At 54.0% G+C, this 20,410-nt stretch carries 25 protein-coding genes and 1 tRNA gene; 16 read left to right on the top strand and 10 right to left on the bottom strand.

Annotation, left to right across the window (positions count from 1 at the left end; translation table 11 throughout):
- Nucleotides 1-268: 268 nt before the first annotated feature.
- The 14 genes from PHQ58_RS02350 (at nucleotide 269) to PHQ58_RS02415 (ending at nucleotide 9,310) form a co-directional block, all read left to right on the top strand.
- Nucleotides 269-1,087, top strand: a complete 819-nt coding sequence (locus PHQ58_RS02350; protein ID WP_300106319.1) for a sulfite exporter TauE/SafE family protein — start codon at nucleotides 269-271, stop codon at nucleotides 1,085-1,087.
- A gap of 281 nt (nucleotides 1,088-1,368) precedes the next feature.
- Nucleotides 1,369-2,730 carry an integrase gene (locus PHQ58_RS02355; protein ID WP_300106321.1) on the top strand — a complete coding sequence of 454 codons (1,362 nt, stop codon included), beginning with the start codon at nucleotides 1,369-1,371 and terminating at the stop codon, nucleotides 2,728-2,730.
- Nucleotides 2,731-2,792: 62 nt separating this feature from the next.
- Nucleotides 2,793-3,167, top strand: a complete 375-nt coding sequence (locus tag PHQ58_RS02360) for a hypothetical protein (RefSeq protein ID WP_300106324.1) — start codon at nucleotides 2,793-2,795, stop codon at nucleotides 3,165-3,167.
- 364 nt (nucleotides 3,168-3,531) lie between these two features.
- A complete protein-coding gene (locus tag PHQ58_RS02365) occupies nucleotides 3,532-3,732 on the top strand; it encodes an AlpA family transcriptional regulator (protein WP_300106328.1) in 201 nt (66 codons plus the stop codon).
- Between the two features lie 29 nt (nucleotides 3,733-3,761).
- Nucleotides 3,762-4,013, top strand: a complete 252-nt coding sequence (locus PHQ58_RS02370) for a hypothetical protein (protein ID WP_300106330.1) — start codon at nucleotides 3,762-3,764, stop codon at nucleotides 4,011-4,013.
- 39 nt (nucleotides 4,014-4,052) lie between these two features.
- Nucleotides 4,053-6,569, top strand: coding sequence for a DNA-primase RepB domain-containing protein (locus PHQ58_RS02375; RefSeq protein ID WP_300106332.1), 2,517 nt, complete (start codon nucleotides 4,053-4,055; stop codon nucleotides 6,567-6,569).
- A gap of 82 nt (nucleotides 6,570-6,651) precedes the next feature.
- Nucleotides 6,652-6,918 carry a hypothetical protein gene (locus PHQ58_RS02380; protein WP_300106335.1) on the top strand — a complete coding sequence of 89 codons (267 nt, stop codon included), beginning with the start codon at nucleotides 6,652-6,654 and terminating at the stop codon, nucleotides 6,916-6,918.
- Between the two features lie 12 nt (nucleotides 6,919-6,930).
- On the top strand, nucleotides 6,931-7,164 hold the full coding sequence (locus PHQ58_RS02385; protein WP_300106338.1) for a hypothetical protein: 234 nt from the start codon (nucleotides 6,931-6,933) through the stop codon (nucleotides 7,162-7,164).
- Entirely contained in the window at nucleotides 7,161-7,367 is a 207-nt protein-coding gene (locus PHQ58_RS02390) for a hypothetical protein (RefSeq protein ID WP_300106342.1), read from the top strand. The genes PHQ58_RS02385 and PHQ58_RS02390 overlap by 4 nt, the downstream gene beginning before the upstream one ends.
- Before the next feature lie 84 nt (nucleotides 7,368-7,451).
- Nucleotides 7,452-7,712, top strand: a complete 261-nt coding sequence (locus tag PHQ58_RS02395; RefSeq protein ID WP_300106344.1) for a hypothetical protein — start codon at nucleotides 7,452-7,454, stop codon at nucleotides 7,710-7,712.
- A gap of 19 nt (nucleotides 7,713-7,731) precedes the next feature.
- Nucleotides 7,732-8,274: a hypothetical protein gene (locus tag PHQ58_RS02400; protein ID WP_300106346.1), complete on the top strand. Its 543-nt coding sequence runs from the start codon at nucleotides 7,732-7,734 to the stop codon at nucleotides 8,272-8,274.
- Nucleotides 8,275-8,381: 107 nt separating this feature from the next.
- Nucleotides 8,382-8,828 (top strand): hypothetical protein, encoded by a 447-nt coding sequence (locus PHQ58_RS02405; RefSeq protein WP_300106349.1) that lies wholly within the window; start codon nucleotides 8,382-8,384, stop codon nucleotides 8,826-8,828.
- Entirely contained in the window at nucleotides 8,825-8,986 is a 162-nt protein-coding gene (locus PHQ58_RS02410; RefSeq protein WP_300106352.1) for a hypothetical protein, read from the top strand. Before PHQ58_RS02405 ends, PHQ58_RS02410 begins: the two co-directional genes overlap by 4 nt.
- Before the next feature lie 96 nt (nucleotides 8,987-9,082).
- Nucleotides 9,083-9,310 carry a hypothetical protein gene (locus PHQ58_RS02415; RefSeq protein WP_300106355.1) on the top strand — a complete coding sequence of 76 codons (228 nt, stop codon included), beginning with the start codon at nucleotides 9,083-9,085 and terminating at the stop codon, nucleotides 9,308-9,310.
- Nucleotides 9,311-9,458: 148 nt separating this feature from the next.
- On the opposite strand, the gene PHQ58_RS02420 is transcribed toward PHQ58_RS02415, so the two are convergent.
- From PHQ58_RS02420 to PHQ58_RS02455, 8 genes are all read right to left on the bottom strand, one after another.
- Nucleotides 9,459-9,785 carry a hypothetical protein gene (locus PHQ58_RS02420; protein WP_300106358.1) on the bottom strand — a complete coding sequence of 109 codons (327 nt, stop codon included), beginning with the start codon at nucleotides 9,783-9,785 and terminating at the stop codon, nucleotides 9,459-9,461.
- A 298-nt stretch (nucleotides 9,786-10,083) separates the two neighbouring features.
- Nucleotides 10,084-10,159: transfer RNA gene (locus PHQ58_RS02425), tRNA-Lys, on the bottom strand.
- 60 nt (nucleotides 10,160-10,219) lie between these two features.
- Nucleotides 10,220-10,969 carry a tRNA threonylcarbamoyladenosine dehydratase gene (locus PHQ58_RS02430; RefSeq protein ID WP_300106361.1) on the bottom strand — a complete coding sequence of 250 codons (750 nt, stop codon included), beginning with the start codon at nucleotides 10,967-10,969 and terminating at the stop codon, nucleotides 10,220-10,222.
- A gap of 28 nt (nucleotides 10,970-10,997) precedes the next feature.
- Nucleotides 10,998-11,777, bottom strand: coding sequence for a tol-pal system protein YbgF (gene ybgF / locus PHQ58_RS02435; protein WP_300106365.1), 780 nt, complete (start codon nucleotides 11,775-11,777; stop codon nucleotides 10,998-11,000).
- A 5-nt stretch (nucleotides 11,778-11,782) separates the two neighbouring features.
- Nucleotides 11,783-12,316, bottom strand: a complete 534-nt coding sequence (gene pal, locus PHQ58_RS02440) for a peptidoglycan-associated lipoprotein Pal (protein ID WP_300106368.1) — start codon at nucleotides 12,314-12,316, stop codon at nucleotides 11,783-11,785.
- A gap of 16 nt (nucleotides 12,317-12,332) precedes the next feature.
- Nucleotides 12,333-13,610: a Tol-Pal system beta propeller repeat protein TolB gene (gene tolB / locus PHQ58_RS02445; protein ID WP_300106370.1), complete on the bottom strand. Its 1,278-nt coding sequence runs from the start codon at nucleotides 13,608-13,610 to the stop codon at nucleotides 12,333-12,335.
- 29 nt (nucleotides 13,611-13,639) lie between these two features.
- Nucleotides 13,640-14,488: a glycosyltransferase gene (locus PHQ58_RS02450; protein WP_300106373.1), complete on the bottom strand. Its 849-nt coding sequence runs from the start codon at nucleotides 14,486-14,488 to the stop codon at nucleotides 13,640-13,642.
- A 2-nt stretch (nucleotides 14,489-14,490) separates the two neighbouring features.
- A complete protein-coding gene (locus PHQ58_RS02455) occupies nucleotides 14,491-15,249 on the bottom strand; it encodes a glycosyltransferase family 2 protein (RefSeq protein ID WP_300106376.1) in 759 nt (252 codons plus the stop codon).
- 184 nt (nucleotides 15,250-15,433) lie between these two features.
- Here PHQ58_RS02455 and PHQ58_RS02460 point away from each other — a divergent pair, with 184 nt between their 5' ends.
- A complete protein-coding gene (locus tag PHQ58_RS02460; protein WP_300106380.1) occupies nucleotides 15,434-16,630 on the top strand; it encodes an O-antigen ligase family protein in 1,197 nt (398 codons plus the stop codon).
- A gap of 77 nt (nucleotides 16,631-16,707) precedes the next feature.
- Nucleotides 16,708-18,411 (top strand): lipid A export permease/ATP-binding protein MsbA, encoded by a 1,704-nt coding sequence (gene msbA / locus PHQ58_RS02465; protein WP_300106702.1) that lies wholly within the window; start codon nucleotides 16,708-16,710, stop codon nucleotides 18,409-18,411.
- Between the two features lie 43 nt (nucleotides 18,412-18,454).
- Here msbA and PHQ58_RS02470 read toward each other — a convergent pair whose 3' ends face one another.
- Both PHQ58_RS02470 and PHQ58_RS02475 read right to left on the bottom strand, forming a co-directional pair.
- A complete protein-coding gene (locus PHQ58_RS02470) occupies nucleotides 18,455-19,618 on the bottom strand; it encodes a glycosyltransferase family 4 protein (protein ID WP_300106383.1) in 1,164 nt (387 codons plus the stop codon).
- Between the two features lie 47 nt (nucleotides 19,619-19,665).
- Nucleotides 19,666-20,409, bottom strand: coding sequence for a polysaccharide deacetylase family protein (locus PHQ58_RS02475; protein ID WP_300106385.1), 744 nt, complete (start codon nucleotides 20,407-20,409; stop codon nucleotides 19,666-19,668).
- Nucleotide 20,410 lies beyond the last annotated feature (1 nt).

Here is a 20,410-nt window from a genome sequence, read left to right on the forward strand (position 1 = left end):
CGGTGTCGCATAGCGCTTTTTTTTAGAACTAGACTGTTCAAGCGCTGTCAATTTGCGCTGGCAAGCCTACAATATTTATGTCTGCTGCGTGCATCGGGCTTTATATTTCCTTGAACCAATGCTCATAGAGCCCGGGCTTGGAACATCGTGATGTTGGCGTGATCATCTCGCGTTAGATGAACCCAAAACATCCACTGACCTCGCCCACCTGAATCCCGGTTCAGGATGCCGGTTCGGTGGCGTGGCAGACACCCTCTACCCTAACCCGATGCAATTTGAAATCACGCTGCTTCTTGAGCTGGCACTTCTTGGACTTTGCTCCGGGTTTTTAGCCGGCCTACTTGGTATAGGCGGTGGCATGGTCATGGTGCCGTTCATTACCGTCATATTGTCCGAACGCGGTGTCGGTGGCGAACTCTCGGTAAAGATGGCTATTGCCACATCCATGGCAACCATCGTGTTCACGTCGATTTCCAGCGTACGCGCTCACCATAAGCGCGGCGCGGTTCGCTGGGATCTGGTAAAAAGCTTCGCTCCTGGCATCGTGGTTGGTGCAGCCATCGCCAGCATGGGTGTATTTGCTGCGCTTAAAGGGTCGTCATTGGCCTTGTTTTTTGCACTGTTTGTCGGTTTTTCGGCCACACAAATGTTCCTAGACAAAAAACCAGCGGCGAGTCGGCAAATCCCGGGCGGGGCTGGCCTGATGGGAGCTGGCGGTGTAATCGGATTTATTTCAGGATTGGTTGGGGCAGGAGGAGGTTTTATCAGCGTGCCCTTCATGACCTGGTGCAATGTGGCGATTCATCGTGCTGTGGCAACCTCGGCAGCATTGGGCTTCCCGATTGCACTAGCCAACGCCGTGGGCTATGTCTTGAGCGGTAGCCACCTTGCGGACTTACCACCCTACTCTCTGGGCTATATTTGGCTACCCGGACTTGCGGTGATTGCAAGTTGCAGCATTTTTACAGCACCGGTCGGGGCATCTGCTGCGCACAAACTACCAGTTAAGCGACTTAAAAGAGTGTTTGCCAGTATTTTGTACCTGCTCGCAGCGTATATGTTGTACCGGGGCTTGGCAATCCGGTAGCGTGCTTCCAAAGACAATGCACAACGTAAAAGGGCTTGATCAAACTTGACCAAGCCCTTGAATTTTGGTGGGATGTGCGGGGGTCGAACCCACGACAAACGGATTAAAAGTCCGAAATGATAGGTTATCTTAGATAATCTCAGACTGTCACCAACAAATTAAGTCATTGATTTATATAGAAACATAGTCTAAACTAGTCCGTAAGCGTCTAACTTCATTCAGACCTAAACTGTCACCAGACTGTCACCGTGACAGTTTGGCGCTACATACGGACTAGAGCAATGCCTGAAAAACTGTCACCAAAAACCCCGGGGCAAGTCATCAACGATTTGACACCTGGAGCGTTTGCCAAACTTGGCAAGGTGTCCCCTGCCGGGTCACTTGAGGCGCGTCGTCTTGCGGCTGGTGTTGCACTATATTGGCGCGTCACAATCAACGGCAAGACTGAGCGCACCCCTATCGGCGCATACGACTCAAGCGCACCACCACTGAGCCTGAAGCCCACCAACAAGGGTTACAGCATCAGTGCCGCCATCCGTGCCGCTGAAAGTTTGGCGCAGAAACACCGCGACAACCTTGCTATCGGTGGCTACCGTGGCTTGGTCGACGCTGAAGCAGAGTCTGTGCGCATTGCAGCCCAAGCGCAGGAACAAACACTTCGCGCTGCTGAGGCGGCAACATTGGCAGCGGCACAGTACACACTGAAGAACCTGTTGGTTCACTATTGCGACTACCTAGAGGGGCTTGGGCGCAGATCACACAGTGATGCACGCTCGATATTTCAACTCCATGTTGTAGATGCGTGGCCGCACATAGCGATGCTGCCAGCCAACACCGTGACTGGTGAACAGATTGCAGACATGATGCGCAAGGTCATCGAAAATGGCAAAGCCCGCACCGCAAACAAGCTGCGCAGCTACATCAGGGCTGCATATCAAGTGGCGTTGGCCGCAAGATCAAAGGCATCTATTCCGCTGCACTTCAAAGCCTACAACGTGCGGTCAAACCCCGGCGCAGACACAGTGCCAGACGAATCTGCAAACAAGGCCGACAAAAACCCACTTAGCGCCGATGAACTCCGCGCCTACTGGCAAGTCATCAAGCCCATGCCCGGGTTCATTGGTGCAGTGCTGCGCCTGCACTTGCTTACTGGTGGGCAGCGCATCGAACAACTGTGCTGTTTGCTGACTGCGAATGTCGCATCAGACACCATCACATTGTTTGACGGAAAAGGCAGGCCCGGCAAGGCACCCAGACCGCACACAGTACCCCTCATTCCCGCCGCCGCCGCTGCTCTAAGCGAATGCAATCCAAAAGGCGCATACGCCATTTCAACGGATGGCGGCAAGACGCACTTGAGCGCTATCACCTTGAGCCATTGGGCCGTGGCCGCTGCTAGTGATATGCAGGGGTTCCAAACAAAACGCATCAGGTCTGGCGTCGAAACCCTGCTGGCATCAAAGCGCATCAGTTCTGACATTCGCGGTCGTTTGCAGAGTCACGGCATCGCAGGCGTCCAAGCTCGCCACTATGACGGCCACGACTACTTAGACGAAAAGCGTCACGCACTTGAAACCATGTTCAATCTGCTGGAGGGCAAGCCTGTCAAGGCTGGAAAAGTGGTGCGCCTCAAGGCTGCGTAGTCTGACACTTTCCGCAGATCGGCTGAACCAACCCTATTTAACCGACATAACCGATTCTGGCGATGTCTCTGCGCCATTTATCAGAGACAACAAAGGCGGCAATGCCAGTGCTACTACCGCTGGCATTGCCTGACCACAAACTTGAAAGTGACTTCAAAATCATGGCTATCAAAAGTGTATCAAGCGAATTCAAACCCGGCTTCACCTTGGGCTGCAACGGGCATATTCCAGCGCCAGCAGATCGCATTTCAATGGGCATACCTCAGATGCACGCCCTGATGACTGTATTAATAGGTGAGCGTGACTTCAACGGTCACGTAATGGAGGAACTGCTAGGGCTGGCGTTTGCGCTATCACGCAGCATCCACGAAGCTCAAGAGGAACTTTCTTTTGAACGATTGGCAAAGTTCAATAGTGAACAGGCCAAGGCCGCATAAATACCACCACTGGTGCTGCTGTCGTAGGCTACTAATTGCGATATTGCGGCACCAGCACCAGATATTCACCAACTTGGACAACCGTAGAAAAATACATACTTGCACGGACTTATTTTTTCCTGTATGATTCACGCATTGCAACCGACGCATGGATTATTTAGGCTTTCGCCTGAATAAGCACGTCCAAAACACAGCCACCCTGACCCGGTGGCTTTTTTTTCGTCCAAATTTAACTAGGAGCAATATCAGACACCAAAAACAATAGCAACAACCCGAACCAACAAGCCGCATTCATTGCGGTTTTTTTTCGCCTATGCCCTGCCAGCAATTACTGCTGTCGGGGCTTTTTTATTGGACAAACACCATGAAAACACCTGAAGAAATATCCCTGCTTCGACTGCAACAAGTCATTACCAAAACCGGACTGCCCCGTTCAAGCGTGTATGCGCTGATCGCACAAGGCGCTTTCCCTAAACCTGTCCAACTATCTGCGAAAGCTGTTGCATGGAAATCAAACGCCATTGATAGCTGGATTAACTCTCGCGTCAGCAAATGCGCTGCCTGATTAACTTTTCGGAACACACCAACATGAACATGAAAACCCCTGAAGGCTTCGCCGCTGAAGTGCGTATTGAGATCGCCCATCACTTCCCAGATTTATATAGCCACCCTGATGGTTATGAAATTTGCTATGACCGCTTTAATGCAAAACTTTGCGTGTCGCTGGACGAGTTCAATGATGTTGGTGTGCCAATTGGCACTGACGGTCTGATTGAACTCGGACTGAAGATGATCGCACTGGGTCACGAGATCAATACCGCCCGGGCGCTGAAAGAGGTGGCCTAAATGGTGGCCGCTACTTCAGCAACCCCGGCAAGTGATGATTTGACACTTATCGCAGATCGGCCTGACCAGACCGTCAAAAGCGATGAAACCGATTGCGCCATCAGCAACGAGCAGTTTTTGACTGCGGTATTCACAGACCTGTTGCCCGGTGAAAGTCCGATGCTGGTCACTGTGCATGGCGCTATCAATGACAAGACCATCTGGCCTGCTGGTCAGGCGCTGGTCGAGGCCATTGGCGCAGGCAACGCGCAGGCCAACAACTATTTCACGTTGTCGACCTTTCTGCCCAAGGGCAAAAGCTACCGCCGCCGCAAAGAGCAGTTCAGCCGCGCCTATGGCGTGATGCTGGATGATGTCGGCACCAAGGCGCTACCACGCAGCCGACTGGACGCCTGCCCACCTAGCTACATGGTGCAGACCAGCGACGGCAACTATCAGGCCGCGTACCTGTTCGGCACACCCAGCGACGACCTGAAAGCTGTCGAGGCACTGCAAGAGGCGCTGGTCGAGGCTGGAATGTGTGACCCGGGCGCAAAAGGGCCAGCCTCACGGCTTGGTCGTCTGCCAGTGGGCATCAATGCCAAGTACGACCCGCCACATCAGTGCAGGCTGGTCGAGTGGCACCCCGATCGCCGCTACAGCATCGAAGACATTGTTGATCGGCTGGAACTGACACCACCCAAGCCAAAAGGCCGCGCCAGCACCCGCAAGACATCAGGCGCAGGGCAGAAAACGGCTGGCGCTGACGATGGCGTCTACACACCCCGACCTGACGAAAACGAGGTCGTCACAGCGCTGAAAACACGGGGTTTGTACAAAGCACCTTTAGGCAGCGGCAAACACGACATCACCTGTCCGTGGGCCGCTGAACACAGCGATGGTGTCGACCACGGAAGCTGCTATTTTGAGCCAAGCGACATCAGCCCCATTGGTGGCTACAAGTGCCTGCACTCGCATGGCGACCAGAAGCGCATCAGGGCGCTGCTGGATTACTTGGAGATCACCGTCAGTGCTGCCAAGCACAAGCCGACCATCACGGTGTCTGCTGGCGAACTGCATCGCATCGCTGACGCTGCGGAACTCGAACTGGCAAAAACCAAGCGCTATTACCAGCGTGGCGGTCTGATTGTCAGCGTCACCACTGACCCCGAGGTCAGCGAAACAAGCATCAGGCCACTGTCGCAGCCAGCGCTGCTGCGGGCGTTGTCTGGCGTGGCTGTGTGGATGCGCTACGACGCAAGGTCTGAAGATTTTGTCGTCAGCGACCCGCCTGCACGCCACGTCGCGGTGCTGTTTGACAGTGAAAGTTATGCACATCTACCAGCACTCGCAGGCATCGCCCGCCAGCCTCATTTGAGGCCCGATGGCACCTTGGTTACTGTGGCTGGATTTGATTCGCCCACGGGTCTGTTTGGCGTGTTTGATGCGCGTTTGTTCAACGTGCCAGACCACCCAAGCCGCGAAGATGCGATGCGGGCGCTGGTCGAACTTCGCGTGTTGCTGGATGAATTCGCCTTCGCCAACGGGCATGATGAATCGGCGGCATTGGCGGCAATGCTGACCGCCGCCATCAGACCGAGCCTGCCGACTGCGCCGATGTTCCACGTCAAGGCACCGCAGATCGCCAGCGGCAAGTCGTACCTGTGCGGCATCATCGCTGCGTTTGCCAGCCCCACATCGCCGTCAGCCATTGGTTTTCCTGCATCCGATGAGGAGTGCCAGAAACAACTACTGGCGCTGCTCATGGCGGCACCGGGCTGTGTGATGTTTGACAACCTGACGACCGATTTGATTCCGTACAAATCGCTGTGCAGTGCGTTGACCGAGGAGCATCTGACCGGGCGCATTCTGGGTGTCAGCAAGACGGCCACGGTCGGCACCAGAACTCTGTTTTTGAGTTCGGGCAACAACGTCGACGCTGTGCGTGATATGGCGCGGCGCTGCGTGACCATCAACCTCGACCCCAAGTGCGAGACACCTGCCACACGCCAGTTCAAGTCTGACCCACTTCAGGCAGTGCGTGGCTGGCGTGAAAACTATGTGTCGCTGGCGCTGACCATCATCAGGGCGTGGATTGTGTCGGCTACACCAGACACACCATGCCAGCCGCTTGCCAGCTACGCACAGTGGAGTCTGTGGGTACGCCAGTCGCTGCTGTGGCTTGGTATGCCTGACCCGGCGCAGCGCGTGTTTGAGCAACTTGCCAACGACCCAGACCGCGAAACCTTGGGCCAGCTACTGCATGGCTGGAACCGGGCATTTGGCGACAAGCCCACCGCCGTCCGTGACGCTGTTACTTATGCGCTATTCAGCGACAACGACTTCAGCCAGACGCTGCATGAGATCGCAGAGGAGCGTGGCGAGATCAATCGCCGCCGCCTTGGGCGCTGGGTGTCACGGCATCAGGGCCGCATCGTTGACGGCATGAAGTTTGAACGTGCATCTGGCACGACATCAGTCGAGCGCTGGTTTGTGAAATCGGATTTGACGGCCAGCGCCAGCCAGCCTGCGGAAAGTGACGAACTCACTGAAGCAGAGATTGACGACTTCGTCTGAGCAATCGGTTATGTCGCTTTTAACGGTCTGCGTCAGCCGACCTGCGCAAAGTGTCAATTCAATATTTTCAAAGGAAAACATCATGCCCACAGTAGGAACACAACCCGTTCGCACCCGCCACCAGTACCGGGACATCGCACTTGAGGATGACCTGGAGTTCATGGACGAACTCGCAGATCGCTGCGCAGTAAGTCTGGGCGACCTGATCGCACTGCGCCATGTACGGGCGCTGGAAGTGCGCAACAGCTTTGCACAAGAGGATGGCGACTACCGCGACGAACACATCGCTGGCGTCTGTGCAGCCCTTGACGGCATCGCCGTCGCACTCCATCAACTTTCCGACAAATAAAGGAACACCCCCATGAAGATTTATTCAATGGATGAACTGCTGGCGCTGCCACCAATCGACCAGATCGCAGATTTATTGCGCACTGCTGCAAAGGCTATCGACGCTGGCGCACCTGAATGTGCTGCTTGGAGATTGGCCGATGCCAGCTACCTCCTGCGCCGCCGCTTGACCCGGCTCGGCTGCGTTGACGTATGCGGCATCGCCGAACCCACCGGGCGTGGTGCGCTGCTTGGGGGCAAACCATGACACCGATTCAAGCTAAACGCGACCAAATCAGGCGGCAACTTGAAAACGCAGGCGTTGAGGTTGTCGAATCCAAATCCGGCGCTATTACGTTGCACCGAGGCCAGCGCACCATCAAAGTTTGCAGCCTTGAATTTGTCGACAGCGCAGACCTGCGGGCTTTGGCCGCATTGCCACCCATGACACCGGGACGCTGGCGTGTGTAGCGCACCACACCCAGCATGGTCCTGCGCACCGTGACCGCAGGCCACCCCTATTCATTCACACCATCACTTTTTAAAGGACTTTTTATGTACCAAGCAAATCAAATCATGGGCGTGCCGGCCAGCGTGTTGACGCAGATGTCAACCAAACCCGGCGCATCACCTGAACTCAAATTCATGGCTGCACTTGCTGCCAACAGCACACGCATCCATGCCGACCGTGTTCGCATCGTTCAAAACGAACGACTACGGCAAACCAAGTTATCGGCATCCATTGCCGACCACGCACCCGAAGCCGACACCGTTCGCCGCCTTCGTGTCGCACAACTCAACGCAACTTCACTTTAACTTTTAAGGACACACCATCATGAACAGCATCTACGAAAACACCATCTACCGCACCGCTTTTGATACCGAACAAGCGCTTCACGCCAAGGTTGACGAACTGCGGGCGCTGGAAGGCACACAGCGCGTTGCGCTTGGGCAATGGACTCAGCCGACGCAAAGTCAAAAGTCAGCATTCGACAAGGCGATGCAGGCGCTGAACGGCAACCCTGCCACCGAAACCCGCGATGCGGATTTGAAGGCACTGCAACAGGCGCACATTGCGACCAAGCAAGCCCTTGATGCGGTAGCGCGTGGCCTGCCTGAAGCACACCACCAAGTCGGTCGTATGCGCGACAAGTTGACCATCGAGCGCATGACGCAAGCCGATGTGAAGAAAGCCATCAAGCGCAGCCTGAGCGCAGCGCGTGAACTGTTGGAAGCCGACAAAGCAATGAATGCTCTGTGTGACGACCTTTCACGCTCAGGCTTCGCCACCGGGCAGAACGAGCGAGACATCTATGTGATTGCCAACCCTGATGCACTTGCTGTTTGGGCTGACGGTCTGGAGTCGATGCAGGGCTAAAGCATGGATCGATAGCCCCACCCCACGGGGCTATCAAAACTATAGCACGTCATGCCGTAAACCATCTAGTCAGGTTCACTCTAACCAACATGGACAAATTCCACATTATGAAGACCTATAAACAACCCAAATTGACGCATTTCAGAGCAATGGCTGACCTCAACAAACTACGGCTTCAGCCACCTGCTGCACTGAGCATGGCGCAGCAGTTTGTCTGGCATCAGACCGTCGACAACCTGCCAGACGACTGGTTTGCAGCAGAGCAGATTCCCATGCTGACAGCATATTGCGGCCATGTCGCACGCGCTGCGCAAATTGAAGCCGCATTGTCTGGTCTTGACCCGCTGGATGACCTCCCCGAGTTTGACAAGTTAACCAAGCTGGCAGCGGGCGAATCAGCAAAAATTGCCATGTTTGCCCGTTCCATGCGCCTGACCCAGCAGAGCAGACTAAAGGCTGAAACTGCGTCATCGCGTGGTGCTGGCGCTGCCAGTGCTGCTGCCATTGGTCGACCTTGGGATGGTGCCAGCTTCGACAACGAGCTCTTAGCATGACCGTCGCAGAGTTAACCCAAAAGCACAATGCCGTGGTTGAGTACCTGCGCCAGTTGGAACAGCAACGCATTGATGAAAATGCCGCCATGCAAGACGACATCGATGCTCTGCTGGCGCGTGTCTCTGAACTTGAATCACGCCTGAGTGAAATCGAGTGACCCCACCGGGGCTATCAAAACTATAGCAAACACAGACATCAGAAACCACGCTATACCGCACGCGCAGAATAAAACCCCTATTGAGGATTAATCAAGATGGCTAAAACTACGCATGGTGGCTACCGACCCGGCGCAGGCAGACCCCGTGGCGCTTTAAATCGACGCACAGTCGCATCAAACGCTGCTGCAAGGTCAATTCCCCACTGCACCGACCCGCTGGACTTCTTACTGGCCGTGATGCGGCATGACGGCATCCAGATGACTGTTCGGCTGGGCGCTGCGAAGGCGCTATTGCCGTACACCGAGGCACCATCACGAGCGTGATGGACTTCATCATCGACTAAAAAACATTTGTAGGGGTAGCGGCATCATCGTGCGGGCGAAGCTGGCAATTTGCTCCCGCAGTGCTTGCATTTAAGTGCTTCTTTGCGCCAGTTTAAGCGCCAGCCATCCAGTACTCTGCGCCTTGACCTTACTTCACAGCCTCAACCCATGCCCTTATGTTACCAATGGTTGTATGGAAATTATGGAGGGACTCGGCATCCAAAGTACCCTCGACATCCGAGACTCGACCGTTCAAAGCAGAGATGAACACTTCATGTTTTATGGGGTTATTTAATAGAAATGTCGTTACCAACGCTTCTGAGACAGCGGTTCGACCAGCCAACGTCCCAGCTTGCGCCTTGATGAACCTGCCCATAGACTCGTTCAAAGTTTTTTGCGCCATAACGAGTCCAAACAACGCCTCGACAGTAGCGGTTAACTCTGCAACTTCTTTAGCCAAATCTTCGACATTCATGCGCCACCCCATCAGGACACGTTAGGTGTCTCACATTGTGACCGTTACGCAATCGGTTATGTCGGTTAAATCGGTCACTGTCAGCCGATGCGCGATAAGTGTCAGAACTCACACACGCTTTTGTCGGTTCAAGAAAATCTTCTATTGAGAGTTTTCGTTTATTTTTAGCCCACCCTGCCCTGTGCATAAGTATGGGCATCAAGGCTAAAACTGTCACCAGACTGTCACCAGCGCCAGCAATGAAAAAAGCCCACTATCATTTAAATAGCAGGCTTTCCTTGTGCCGTAAGGCTTGTACTGGTGGGATGTGCGGGGGTCGAACCCACGACAAACGGATTAAAAGTCCGCTGCTCTACCAACTGAGCTAACATCCCATTTCTGCCAATCACTTCATGTTTGGCAGCTCTAAATTATAAACAATTTAATCCCATTCCCTAGCAATCTGCTGCCAATTTATTCAAAATAACACCCGCGGCACACTGACCAAAGGTAGCGGTGACTGTTACCAATGAGCCAAAGCCATGGCAATTGAGCGACCCATCACCGAAAATCCCACAAGAAGCATCGGGTGGCGCGACAAGCTCACGACTGAAGACACATGTCACGCCCATTTTTTTACCCTCACGGGGCGCTGCGTGTTCTTTTCGCAACTGATAGCGCACTTTGGCCAGCAACGGGTCATGTGTAACCTCAACCATGTCTGCCACTGTCACCAACTGGGCGTGCCGTTTACCACCAGCAGCACCCACTGCCACGTGAATGCCTTTGGATCTGATGGCCCATGCAGCGATAGCGGTTTTGGCACTGGTTTGGTCACAGGCGTCCACCACTGCATTCACACCCGCTGGCAACATGCTTGGCCAATTGTCAGGCTCAGCAAATTCCTCAAGACAAGTGACATTGCACTGGGGGAAAAAGGAATGAATCCGCTCACGCATGGCATGTATCTTGGCCAAACCAAGACTAGCCTCGGTTGCGTGAATCTGGCGATTGATGTTTGACTCCGCCACTTGGTCAAAATCAATCAGAGTTAATTGCCCTACACCACTACGGGCCAGTGATTCAGCCACCCAAGAGCCCACCCCCCCGATGCCAACAACTGCCACATGGGCATCACGAATACGTTGTGCACCATCAAGTCCAAACAGGCGTTCAACACCACCAAATCGGCGATCATCGCTCATTGGCAACAAAAGACCATGGAAAGCATGATCATTTCAACGTTGACAAGCGCTCTTTGGCTGCAACTGCAGCCTCAGATTGAGGATAGGCTTTGATGAGATCAGAAAAAGTCTTGCGCGCACTTTTGGCATCTTTAAGCTCCAATTGGCAATTGGCAATTGACAATACGGCTTCCGGCGCACGCATATGCTCAGGGTTCTTGGCAACAAGCGCGCGAAAATTCACAATGGCTTCTTTGTAACCGCGAGTGGCGTACTGCGCATTACCCAGCCAAAACAAACCTGATTCCGTGTAGCCGCTGGATGTGTATCGATTCAAAAATCCGGCAAACAGGTTTTGCGCTGCTGAAAAGTCACCTTTGCGAAACACTGCAAGCGCAGCATCAAAATCTCGTTTTTCAGCAGGTTCAGCCACAAACTCAACGCCATCAAGCTTTACGTTGATAGGCTCAAATTTTGACAGCCGTTCACTAACCACTTGCACTTGATCTTTTTGAATCCGCTGCACATTGGCGAGTTCGCGCATGAGTTGCTCATTGGTACCGCGGACGCCAGACAACTCTGTTTTCAGGAGCTCAATTTGGCGCTGCAAATCCAGCAAACTTTTGCCAAGCGACATGTTGTCGTCAGATGCCGCTTTGCGTGACGAATCAACCTCTACGCGAACAGCCTCTACGCGCTGACGTAAATCCAGAATGGCCTGACGCGCTTCGTCATCTTCAAACAAGGCCGCGCCAGCCCCTGTAACGGTCAAAAGTCCCGACAGAATGACGGCGGAAGCCCTATATAAATTCACGGTGGTGGGCTGCATTGACTTCATTGGTAGCGAATCTCAGCCCTGCGGTTCTTGGAAAAAGCGGCTTCGTCGTTACCTGCAACGGCTGGTTTTTCCTTGCCAAAACTCACTGATTCCATTTGGGTTTGCGAAACCCCAAGAATGGCAAGCGCATCACGCACAGCGTCGGCGCGTTTTTGACCCAACGCCAAGTTGTACTCTCGCCCCCCTGTTTCATCCGTATGGCCTTCAATCGCCAGTTTTCGCTCAGGATGTGCTTTGACAAACCGTGCATGCGCCGCAATCACGGATTGAAAGTCCGGCTTGATGACATAGCTGTCGTAATCGAAATACACCACTCGAGGCTCAGATGGCGCGATGGCCGATGCTGAACCAGAACCCAAATCAACTGCGGCGACACCGCTGCCTTTGACCCCAGCGCCATTCGCGCCCCCATCTGTACCAAAGACCGTCTTTGGAGCGGCATCGGTGACAGGCACGTCACCCAACGGCACAGTTGACCCGCAGGCCGACAACAAAACAACCGTACAAAAAATCAAAAAAATGTTTTTCATTTCAAAACCTTAGCATTCACTGTTTATAAAAAGGGCCCCAATCGGGCTCACGAATATCACCATTTTGTCCGTTCAGTCGCGCCTTGACCTTGCCGTCGAGCGTGCTGGTCATTAACGCTTCCCGACCCTGTTGCTGGGTGGCGTAAACCAGCAATTTACCATTGGGTGAAAAACTTGGACTTTCATCAGCCGTGGTGTCAGTGATGGCCTTCACACTCCCACCCGCCAATTCCATCACCTGCAACTTGAAAGCACCACCAGTTCTGGAAATATAGGCCATCCAACGACCGTCCGCACTGATGGCTGGAGAAATGTTGTAAGAGCCAACGAATGTGACACGCTCAACACTTTGACCAGTCACCGAAACTTTGTAAATTTGTGGCGAACCCCCACGATCACTGACAAAGTAAATACTTTGTCCATCCGGCGAAAAAACGGGCTCAGTGTCAATGCTGCTCGACTGAATCAATCGGCGCGGTTCACCACCTGATGCGTTAAGAAGAAACAATTGTGAGCCGCCATCACGACTCAAAGTTACCGCCAAAGTTTTGCCGTCCGGCGACCACGCTGGCGCACTGTTAGAACCCTTAAAGTTCGCAATCAACCTGCGTTTGCCGGAACTCACGTTGTGCACATAAACCACGGGTTTGCGCGATTCAAATGACACGTAGGCCAACTGGTTACCGTCTGGCGACCAAGCCGGAGAAATAATGGGCTCGGGGCTGGCCAGCGCAGATTGTGCGCTTTCACCATCCGCATCTGCCACCCACAACTGATAACGCTGAGCAGACTTGGTCACATAAGCAATGCGTGTCGAAAAAACACCTTTGTCACCCGTCAATTTTTCGTAAATATAGTCGGCCACACGATGCGCGGCCAAGCGGAGGTCTGATGTTGCGACGACAAAAGTTTGCCCTCCCAGGTCTTGCCCCTTGACCACGTCCCAAAGCCGAAAACGAACATCAAAACGGCCATCTGCGAGCTTGGTGACGCTGCCAGAGGCCAGCGCATCTGCGCCGGCTTGACGAAGTGCAGAAAGCTCAGGTTTGATCGTTTCATCAAACATGCCAGAAGGGGCTTTGACAGAGCGAAACTGTCCACTGCGTTCCAAGTCCGCCAAAGCGATATCGGAAATTTTTTGACTCAGGGCGTCCTGACCACGAAATGGTGCCACAGTGACGGGGACCTGAGTCAGGCCAACGCCGGTGACTTCGATTCGGAACTGGGCAAAACTAGTTTGAGCAAACAGCGCAAAAAGGCCGCAGATATAAATTTTTAAAAAAACTCGCATCATTAATTAATTTTTACACGGTGGAAGGTTGGTCAATTCAAAGGGGTTACGACAACTTCATTAGCGCATAAATTATCGCCAAGGCCTTTTTCAGCACTGACAATGTCCGTTTGCATGCGCTTTATGACACGCTGATGATTGACATCTTCACTCGATCTACTGTTTTGCCGATGCCATAGATGATAAACCTCTGTGCTGAAAAACCCATTTTTTCGACACAGGCCTAAGTGATGCAGACGCAAAACCAAATCGGCGTCTTCATGACCCCAACCTTCAAATGACTCATCGAAGCCATTAACAGCCAAAAAGTCATCTTTCCAAAGTGCAAAGTTACAACTTCGAATTTGTTTCCAGCGAAATTTCTCTTGGCACCTGCCGGGCGCCTTCGGCCAATAGACCAAGTGAGCCAATTTGTTGATGTCACCCCTGAGTCGCCAGGCAAGCCAGTCCATAAAAATAGCGCTTGTCAAATCGACTTGTCCGGAAGTAACTTGTAGCGTCAAGCTTTCACTGAGCAAAACCCGGTTGCCATTGACAAAACAACCTTTTTCCGCAAGCGCCTCATGTGCCATGACGAACCTTGGATTGGGAACGCAATCACCGTCCAGAAACACAAGGTAGTTGCCAACGCTTGACATTGCGCCAAGGTTCCGTGCCCGTGACGCAGTGAACCCTCGGTCAGGATGCCAGACGTGCTTCACAGCACAGCGAAATGTCGGTAAATTCGTCCGAAGGAACTCAACCGCTTTTACGCTGGAGCCGTCATCGGCAATCAAAATTTCATGTCGCTCGTCACACTGCGGCACCAAAGCCCTAAGCACCTGAAGCAACGCATCGACCCGGTTGTAGGTCAGCACCACAATGGAGGTTTTGATCCGCATGCTCAGAGTTCCGCCGCATTACGGGTCATCAGCCAACGCTTGGCGTAGCGGTAATAGGTGCCCTCGGCATTGGAGATGGCCAAGGCCAAGCCTAACTGGCCGTCCAAAAATCCAAGGCGCAAAACATAAGTTCTAAAAAACGCCCAAAAGCCATGACCAATGGCGCCGTAAAGCGTGGCACCTTTGCCCTTCATATGCATGGCTTGTGCACCTGCAGTGGAATACCGGTTGACCTTGTCCAGCACAGATTCAAAGTCGGGGAAACTCAAATGTAATAACGGTGAATTCAAAGCGCCAACCGCGCCTTGCACCACCAATTTCTCGTGAACCAGGTCATCAGAAAATTGGGTATTACCTCGTCGAAACAAGCGAACAACCCAATCCGGCGACCACCCCGAGTGATTCATGAACTGCCCACAATACCTGGAGCGCCTCGGAAAACGATAAGCAGTTGGCCCAGACTCACGCGATATCGCATGCATGATCTCCGCCCTTAACGCGCCATCGACGCGCTCGTCTGCATCCACGGACAACACCCATTGGCCTTGGGCCAACGCAAGCGCCCGGTTTTTTTGCGGACCGAAACCCGGCCAATCTTCGGTCACGTGCACTTTAGCGCCCAACGCACGCGCAATTTCTGCCGTTTGGTCCGTGCTGGCAGAGTCAACCACGATGATTTCATCAGCAAAGTCAAGGCGCTTGAGACAATCGCCAATATTGGCTTGCTCATTATGGGTGATGACGATGACGGACAGAAGCATGTGCTGAAGTGAAAAGTGCAATTTGGCTGACAATCATAGATGAGCTTGGAGACAACGCAAGGCACTACCGCCGTGCTGTAAAGTCGCATCGTTCCAAATCAAATCTATGCTCACTTTGACTCGCACGGCCACAGGCCTTCGACTTTTCGTTATTTGCCTCGTGGCCGTGTCTGTCAGTTTGCCTATGGCATGGATCAGCCTTGGCAAACTGGCTCTGTTTATCGGCTGCCTGACATACCTTGCTTTCCTTTTACTGCGTGGCGTGTCTGATGCGGTGGTTAGCGAACTCTGGTCTGCGCGCATCATCTTATTCATCCTGAGCGCCTTTGCGCTGAGCCTGATATGGAGCGAGGCACCGCCCGACATCGCGCTTCTGGCCTTCACAAAACACAGCAAGCTCATTGAAATTGCCATGCTAGTCATTTTGATTCGAAATGCGCGCGAGGCACGTATGGCATTGCTTGCGTTCTTTGCCAGTCAGGCAATTTTTATTCTGAGTTCCTGGGTCATGGCCTCTGGGTTTCGCGTGCCATGGGCAACCAGCGCACTAACGCCACAGATGCAATACGTGGTCTATTCCACATACCTTGATCAAACCCTAATTTTTTCTGCAGCTGCTGCCGTGTTCTGGCACTTGCGTCAGTATTGGAAGGCGGCCAGTTGGTTGGCAATCGCGCTGGCTGTTGGCGCCATCACCAACAATTTGTTTTTACAGGAAGGGAAAACTGGTTACCTTTCGACCTTGGCTGTACTCACACTGGCCGTGATGTGGGAAATTCCACAAAAGTGGCGTGTGGCAATCTTGGTCTTGACACCAACACTGATTGGCATCGCCATGTATGTCGGATCTGTCAAATTTCAAAGCAAAGTGACGCAGATCATGAGCGAAAGCCATAACTACAGTACACAAGGCGACAATGCCAGTTCATCAGGGTTTCGTCTGCATGCTTGGCGACGATCGCTACAAGCCATCGCCGAGCAGCCTTTGACCGGCCATGGTGTTGGCAGTTGGACCCAATCAGTCAAGCGCATTGAAGGCGAAGCTGCCAACCGGGTGTTTGGTAACTCGCCGAGTAGCAACCCGCACCAAGAATTTCTGTTGTGGGCCGTTGAGCTCGGCATTGGCGGAATGATGCTGTTGCTCATTTTTATTGCCGCTTTGGTTCGTGACGCCCTGCACTTTGAGGTACCCGTCCGACGTGCCACGCTGTCAGTTGTTGCCGTCATGGTGGTGGGGTGCATGTTCAATTCATCGCTTTATGACGCATTGATAGGTGATTTTTTCAGTGTCACGTTAGGTTTATTGCTGGCACTGGGGCTTCGGCGTAAAGACAACGGCATCAATTTTGGTTCTAGGTCCAACTTGAGGATTCCGGCGTGACTGAGCAAAAGGTTAGCGGTAGCACGGCGCATCGTTCGCTGCCGGCTGTTGGTGTGGTGCAGCGAATTCGTCGCTTCATGCCTTTCTTCGGCACATTGCCGGGCACTTGGGCGCTGGTGGCCGTCAGTGCCGTTGTGGGTGCTGCTACTGAACCCATGATTCCAGCGCTGCTTAAGCCCTTGTTGGACCGTGGTTTTCAGCAGGGCCAGCTCGAAATTTGGACGGTGCCCGCCTCGCTGCTGCTGCTGTTTGGGGTACGAGGACTGGCTGGCTACATTTCACAAATCGGCCTGACACGCATCACCCACCAGGGTTTGCAGTTGATGCGCCAAGCCATGTTCGCCAAAATTTTGGCCGCCGAACTCAAACTTTTCTCAAAACAAACTTCTAGTGCCCTGTCAAATACCGTGGTCTATGAAGTGCAAAACGGTGCCACCATGCTGGTGAATGCCATGTTAAGTCTCACGCGAAACGGGCTCACCCTGATTGCTCTGACTGGCTACCTTTTCTACCTGAACTGGAAACTGACGCTGATTGTGGCGGCCATCTTTCCAGCCGTGGCTTGGGTCATGAAAGTGCTGACACGGCGCGTGCACAAACTCACGCAGGCCAATCAGGAGGCCACCGACGAACTGGCTTACGTGGTGGAGGAGAACGTGCTGGCGCATCGTGACATTCGCCTTTACGCGGCACAAGCCACGCAGGCCAAGCGTTTCAACGTGCTGAGTGAGTCCTTGCGCCACCTCGCCATGAAATCAACCGTGGCTGGTGCGGCAATGACCCCGATGACTCAAATGCTGGCAGCTGTGGCGCTGTCCGCCGTGATTTCCGTCGCGCTGATTCAAAGTGCCAGTAGCGGCACTTCGGTGGGCGGCTTTGTGGCATTTGTCACCGCGATGCTGATGATCATTGCACCCGTGCGCCAACTCTCCGAGGTCTCCAGCCCGATCACCCGGGGTTTGGTGGCACTGGAACGCGCTCTGGCTCTGATTGAACAAACACCGGATGAATCCAGCGGTACATTTTCAACCCCACGCGCAACTGGATTACTATCTTTTTCGGAGCTATCTGTGCTTTATCCATCAGGTCTAGAGCCCGCTTTGAATATAAATGATCTGAGCATTCGGTCTGGCGAGACCGTTGCGCTAGTAGGTGCCTCCGGTTCTGGCAAGACGACGCTGATCAATGTGCTGACCCGGTTTGTCGACATCCACTCTGGCCAAGTCTTTCTGGATGGCCATGAACTGCGTGACTGGCAGTTGCCAGCATTACGCGCGCAGTTTTCTCTGGTCAGCCAGCAGGTGGTGATGATCAACGACACGGTAGCGGCCAACGTGGCGCTTGGCTTGCCGATGGATCGGCAAAAGGTGATGCAGTGCCTGGTGTCGGCTAACCTTGAATCATTTGTTAAAGCGCTCCCCAAAGGCTTGGACACGCTGGTGGGGCACAACGCCGCGCAACTCTCTGGCGGGCAACGCCAGCGCCTGGCGATTGCCCGGGCGCTTTACAAAGATGCGCCAATTTTGATTCTGGACGAAGCCACTTCCGCACTGGATACCGAATCAGAGCGCAGTGTGCAAGAGGCCTTGGAGCGGCTGATGAAAAACCGAACCACGCTGGTAATTGCGCACCGCCTGTCCACCGTGCACCACGCGGATCGCATTGTGGTGCTGGACCATGGGCGCATTGCTGAGATGGGCAACCATGCGGCGTTGATACAAATGGACGGCTTGTACGCGCGGCTCTATCGGTTGGGACTGCATGACAGCTCAGCGGGTTGACTTTTGCATGTTGTCAATGCACCGTCACTTCTGGACAGTTCCCTTACAGCCGCTTGCCTCGCGCCAAATATTGGTAAATCTGCTCTTGCTGCTGCGCCAGAGCAGCCCATTGATGATGTGCTGCAAACATCAGCCCACCTTGGCTTAGCTGATGTCGCAGTACCCCATCCTGCGCGACCCGAGCCAGTTCAACTGCCAGCGCCAATGAATCCAGCGGATCACTCAGCACCAGCGCATTCTGGTCATGCCTCAGAAGCGCTGCAATACCGCAATAACGCGCCGCACTGACCACCACCGGCAAACCGTGCGCCATGGCTTCCAGCACCACCATGGCAAAAGTGTCCTCAAGCGTTGGGTGGGCCAAACAATCAGCCGCGACATAAGCTGGCGTCACATCTTGCAGCGCACCTAAAAAGAACACCCTGTCTACCAGCCCCAAGGCCTGCGCCTGGGTCTTAAAGTGCGGTATCTGCGCCGGGTTGCCCACCACCGCCACGTATGCGTTCACGGGCAACTTTGACAATGCTTGAAGCAAGGTCGGCAAGCCTTTTTTTCGGTAGTCATTGGCCACAAATAAAATGCAAAACCCGTTCTCGGGCAAGTTCAGTTCACGCCTGGACTTTGATTTTTGCAGCGCAGTGGCAGCGCCCAGCACACACGCCACGCCCGGGGTAATGACTTTGATGGCGCCTTGACTCGCGGGGTAAGCCGCCTGCATTTGTGGCACCAGCGAGTTGGAAGTAACCACGATCACACGGGGCTTGCGCAATGAAAACCGACTGCGCTCCAATGCCAGATACACCAGCAAACGCGGGCTTGTAACGATTTTGGCCCAGCGCACCACCCGCCGCCAACCCGTGAGGCCATGCAACAGGTTGTACTTCACTGGCAGCACATGCACCGTCTGCACATTGCCGTGCCAGGTGTTCTCATGCGAATGCACCACATCAAAACCACGCCGCGTGGCCCACCAGGTGGTGGTGGCGTACCACAGCTGGTTCAGCCAGCGCGGGCGCGTCAGGGCTTGTGACACCTTGTGGTAGGTCACGCCCGGCCAGTCGTGGCCAATGTGCTGGGCAAATACATGAATGTCATGACGTGCGGCCAGGTGTTCCACCAACGCAATTGAATAGCGCTCGGCACCGCCGCCAGTTGGCGAAAACTGACGATTCAGTACCGCGATGCGTAGCCGTTGTGGTGATTGCAACGCACCCTCATGGGTTTCAGCGCTGTGTTCGCAATGACTTGTTTGCTTCATTTCGAGCGGCGATCTTCGTAACCCGTGGCCAACTTGAGCAAAAACACCGGCAGCGTGGTGGCGCGCAGCACCGGCACGCGTGGCAACTGGCGCAGGTCTGCACCGCTGGCGACACGACCACGCTCGGTGGTGGTGACCGTCAAGAAACCAGTCTGCCTGGCCATGGTGACATGCTCAGGGGCATATCGCCCGTAGGGATAACAAAAATGCGCCACGGCAGTGCCGGTGGCCGCCTCAAGTTCAGCCCGACCCAACGTCATTTCTTCTCTGCAGATAGCGGGGTCGCACTGCTGCAAATTCACATGGTGGCGCGTATGTGCCCCCACCTCTTGCCCCGCCGCCACCCATTGGCGCAACTGGGCTGCATCCATCAACGGGGTTTGAGCAATGCCCTGGACCTCGTCCCAAACATTGGTTTGCCCAAGCCGCTGGCTGACCGCATAGCAGGTGGAGGAAAACCCATGGCGTTGCAACACTGGCAATGCGTGCGTCAAGTTGTTCAGATAGCCATCGTCAAATGTGATGCCGACCACCTTGCCTTGCTTCTCACCTTTAAGGTAGGGCAGCAAATCCGACATGGAAAGGCCCTGGTAACCCAACATTTGCAGAAGAAGCATTTGCCTGGCAAACGCCTTCGGCGACACATACAAGCTTCTGAAAGCTGCACCCTTGGGCGGTGCTATATCGATCTGGTGGTAGACCAGGATGGGAATGGGCGAGGTGTTCGCACTGGTATCCATC

The organism is Rhodoferax sp. (genome assembly GCF_028688795.1).
In the GTDB taxonomy this organism is placed as follows: domain Bacteria; phylum Pseudomonadota; class Gammaproteobacteria; order Burkholderiales; family Burkholderiaceae_C; genus Rhodoferax.

Excerpts from the sequence above, each read along its gene's own strand:
- PHQ58_RS02350 (WP_300106319.1), top strand. The coding sequence starts at position 269 with ATGCAATTTGAAATCACGCTGCTTCTTGAGCTGGCACTTCTTGGACTT.
- PHQ58_RS02355 (WP_300106321.1), top strand. The coding sequence starts at position 1,369 with ATGCCTGAAAAACTGTCACCAAAAACCCCGGGGCAAGTCATCAACGAT.
- PHQ58_RS02360 (WP_300106324.1), top strand. The coding sequence starts at position 2,793 with ATGTCTCTGCGCCATTTATCAGAGACAACAAAGGCGGCAATGCCAGTG.
- PHQ58_RS02365 (WP_300106328.1), top strand. The coding sequence starts at position 3,532 with ATGAAAACACCTGAAGAAATATCCCTGCTTCGACTGCAACAAGTCATT.
- PHQ58_RS02370 (WP_300106330.1), top strand. The coding sequence starts at position 3,762 with ATGAAAACCCCTGAAGGCTTCGCCGCTGAAGTGCGTATTGAGATCGCC.
- PHQ58_RS02380 (WP_300106335.1), top strand. The coding sequence starts at position 6,652 with ATGCCCACAGTAGGAACACAACCCGTTCGCACCCGCCACCAGTACCGG.
- PHQ58_RS02385 (WP_300106338.1), top strand. The coding sequence starts at position 6,931 with ATGAAGATTTATTCAATGGATGAACTGCTGGCGCTGCCACCAATCGAC.
- PHQ58_RS02390 (WP_300106342.1), top strand. The coding sequence starts at position 7,161 with ATGACACCGATTCAAGCTAAACGCGACCAAATCAGGCGGCAACTTGAA.
- PHQ58_RS02395 (WP_300106344.1), top strand. The coding sequence starts at position 7,452 with ATGTACCAAGCAAATCAAATCATGGGCGTGCCGGCCAGCGTGTTGACG.
- PHQ58_RS02400 (WP_300106346.1), top strand. The coding sequence starts at position 7,732 with ATGAACAGCATCTACGAAAACACCATCTACCGCACCGCTTTTGATACC.
- PHQ58_RS02405 (WP_300106349.1), top strand. The coding sequence starts at position 8,382 with ATGAAGACCTATAAACAACCCAAATTGACGCATTTCAGAGCAATGGCT.
- PHQ58_RS02410 (WP_300106352.1), top strand. The coding sequence starts at position 8,825 with ATGACCGTCGCAGAGTTAACCCAAAAGCACAATGCCGTGGTTGAGTAC.
- PHQ58_RS02415 (WP_300106355.1), top strand. The coding sequence starts at position 9,083 with ATGGCTAAAACTACGCATGGTGGCTACCGACCCGGCGCAGGCAGACCC.
- PHQ58_RS02420 (WP_300106358.1), bottom strand. The coding sequence starts at position 9,785 with ATGAATGTCGAAGATTTGGCTAAAGAAGTTGCAGAGTTAACCGCTACT.
- PHQ58_RS02430 (WP_300106361.1), bottom strand. The coding sequence starts at position 10,969 with ATGAGCGATGATCGCCGATTTGGTGGTGTTGAACGCCTGTTTGGACTT.
- ybgF (WP_300106365.1), bottom strand. The coding sequence starts at position 11,777 with ATGCAGCCCACCACCGTGAATTTATATAGGGCTTCCGCCGTCATTCTG.
- pal (WP_300106368.1), bottom strand. The coding sequence starts at position 12,316 with ATGAAAAACATTTTTTTGATTTTTTGTACGGTTGTTTTGTTGTCGGCC.
- tolB (WP_300106370.1), bottom strand. The coding sequence starts at position 13,610 with ATGATGCGAGTTTTTTTAAAAATTTATATCTGCGGCCTTTTTGCGCTG.
- PHQ58_RS02450 (WP_300106373.1), bottom strand. The coding sequence starts at position 14,488 with ATGCGGATCAAAACCTCCATTGTGGTGCTGACCTACAACCGGGTCGAT.
- PHQ58_RS02455 (WP_300106376.1), bottom strand. The coding sequence starts at position 15,249 with ATGCTTCTGTCCGTCATCGTCATCACCCATAATGAGCAAGCCAATATT.
- PHQ58_RS02460 (WP_300106380.1), top strand. The coding sequence starts at position 15,434 with ATGGCATGGATCAGCCTTGGCAAACTGGCTCTGTTTATCGGCTGCCTG.
- msbA (WP_300106702.1), top strand. The coding sequence starts at position 16,708 with ATGCCTTTCTTCGGCACATTGCCGGGCACTTGGGCGCTGGTGGCCGTC.
- PHQ58_RS02475 (WP_300106385.1), bottom strand. The coding sequence starts at position 20,409 with ATGGATACCAGTGCGAACACCTCGCCCATTCCCATCCTGGTCTACCAC.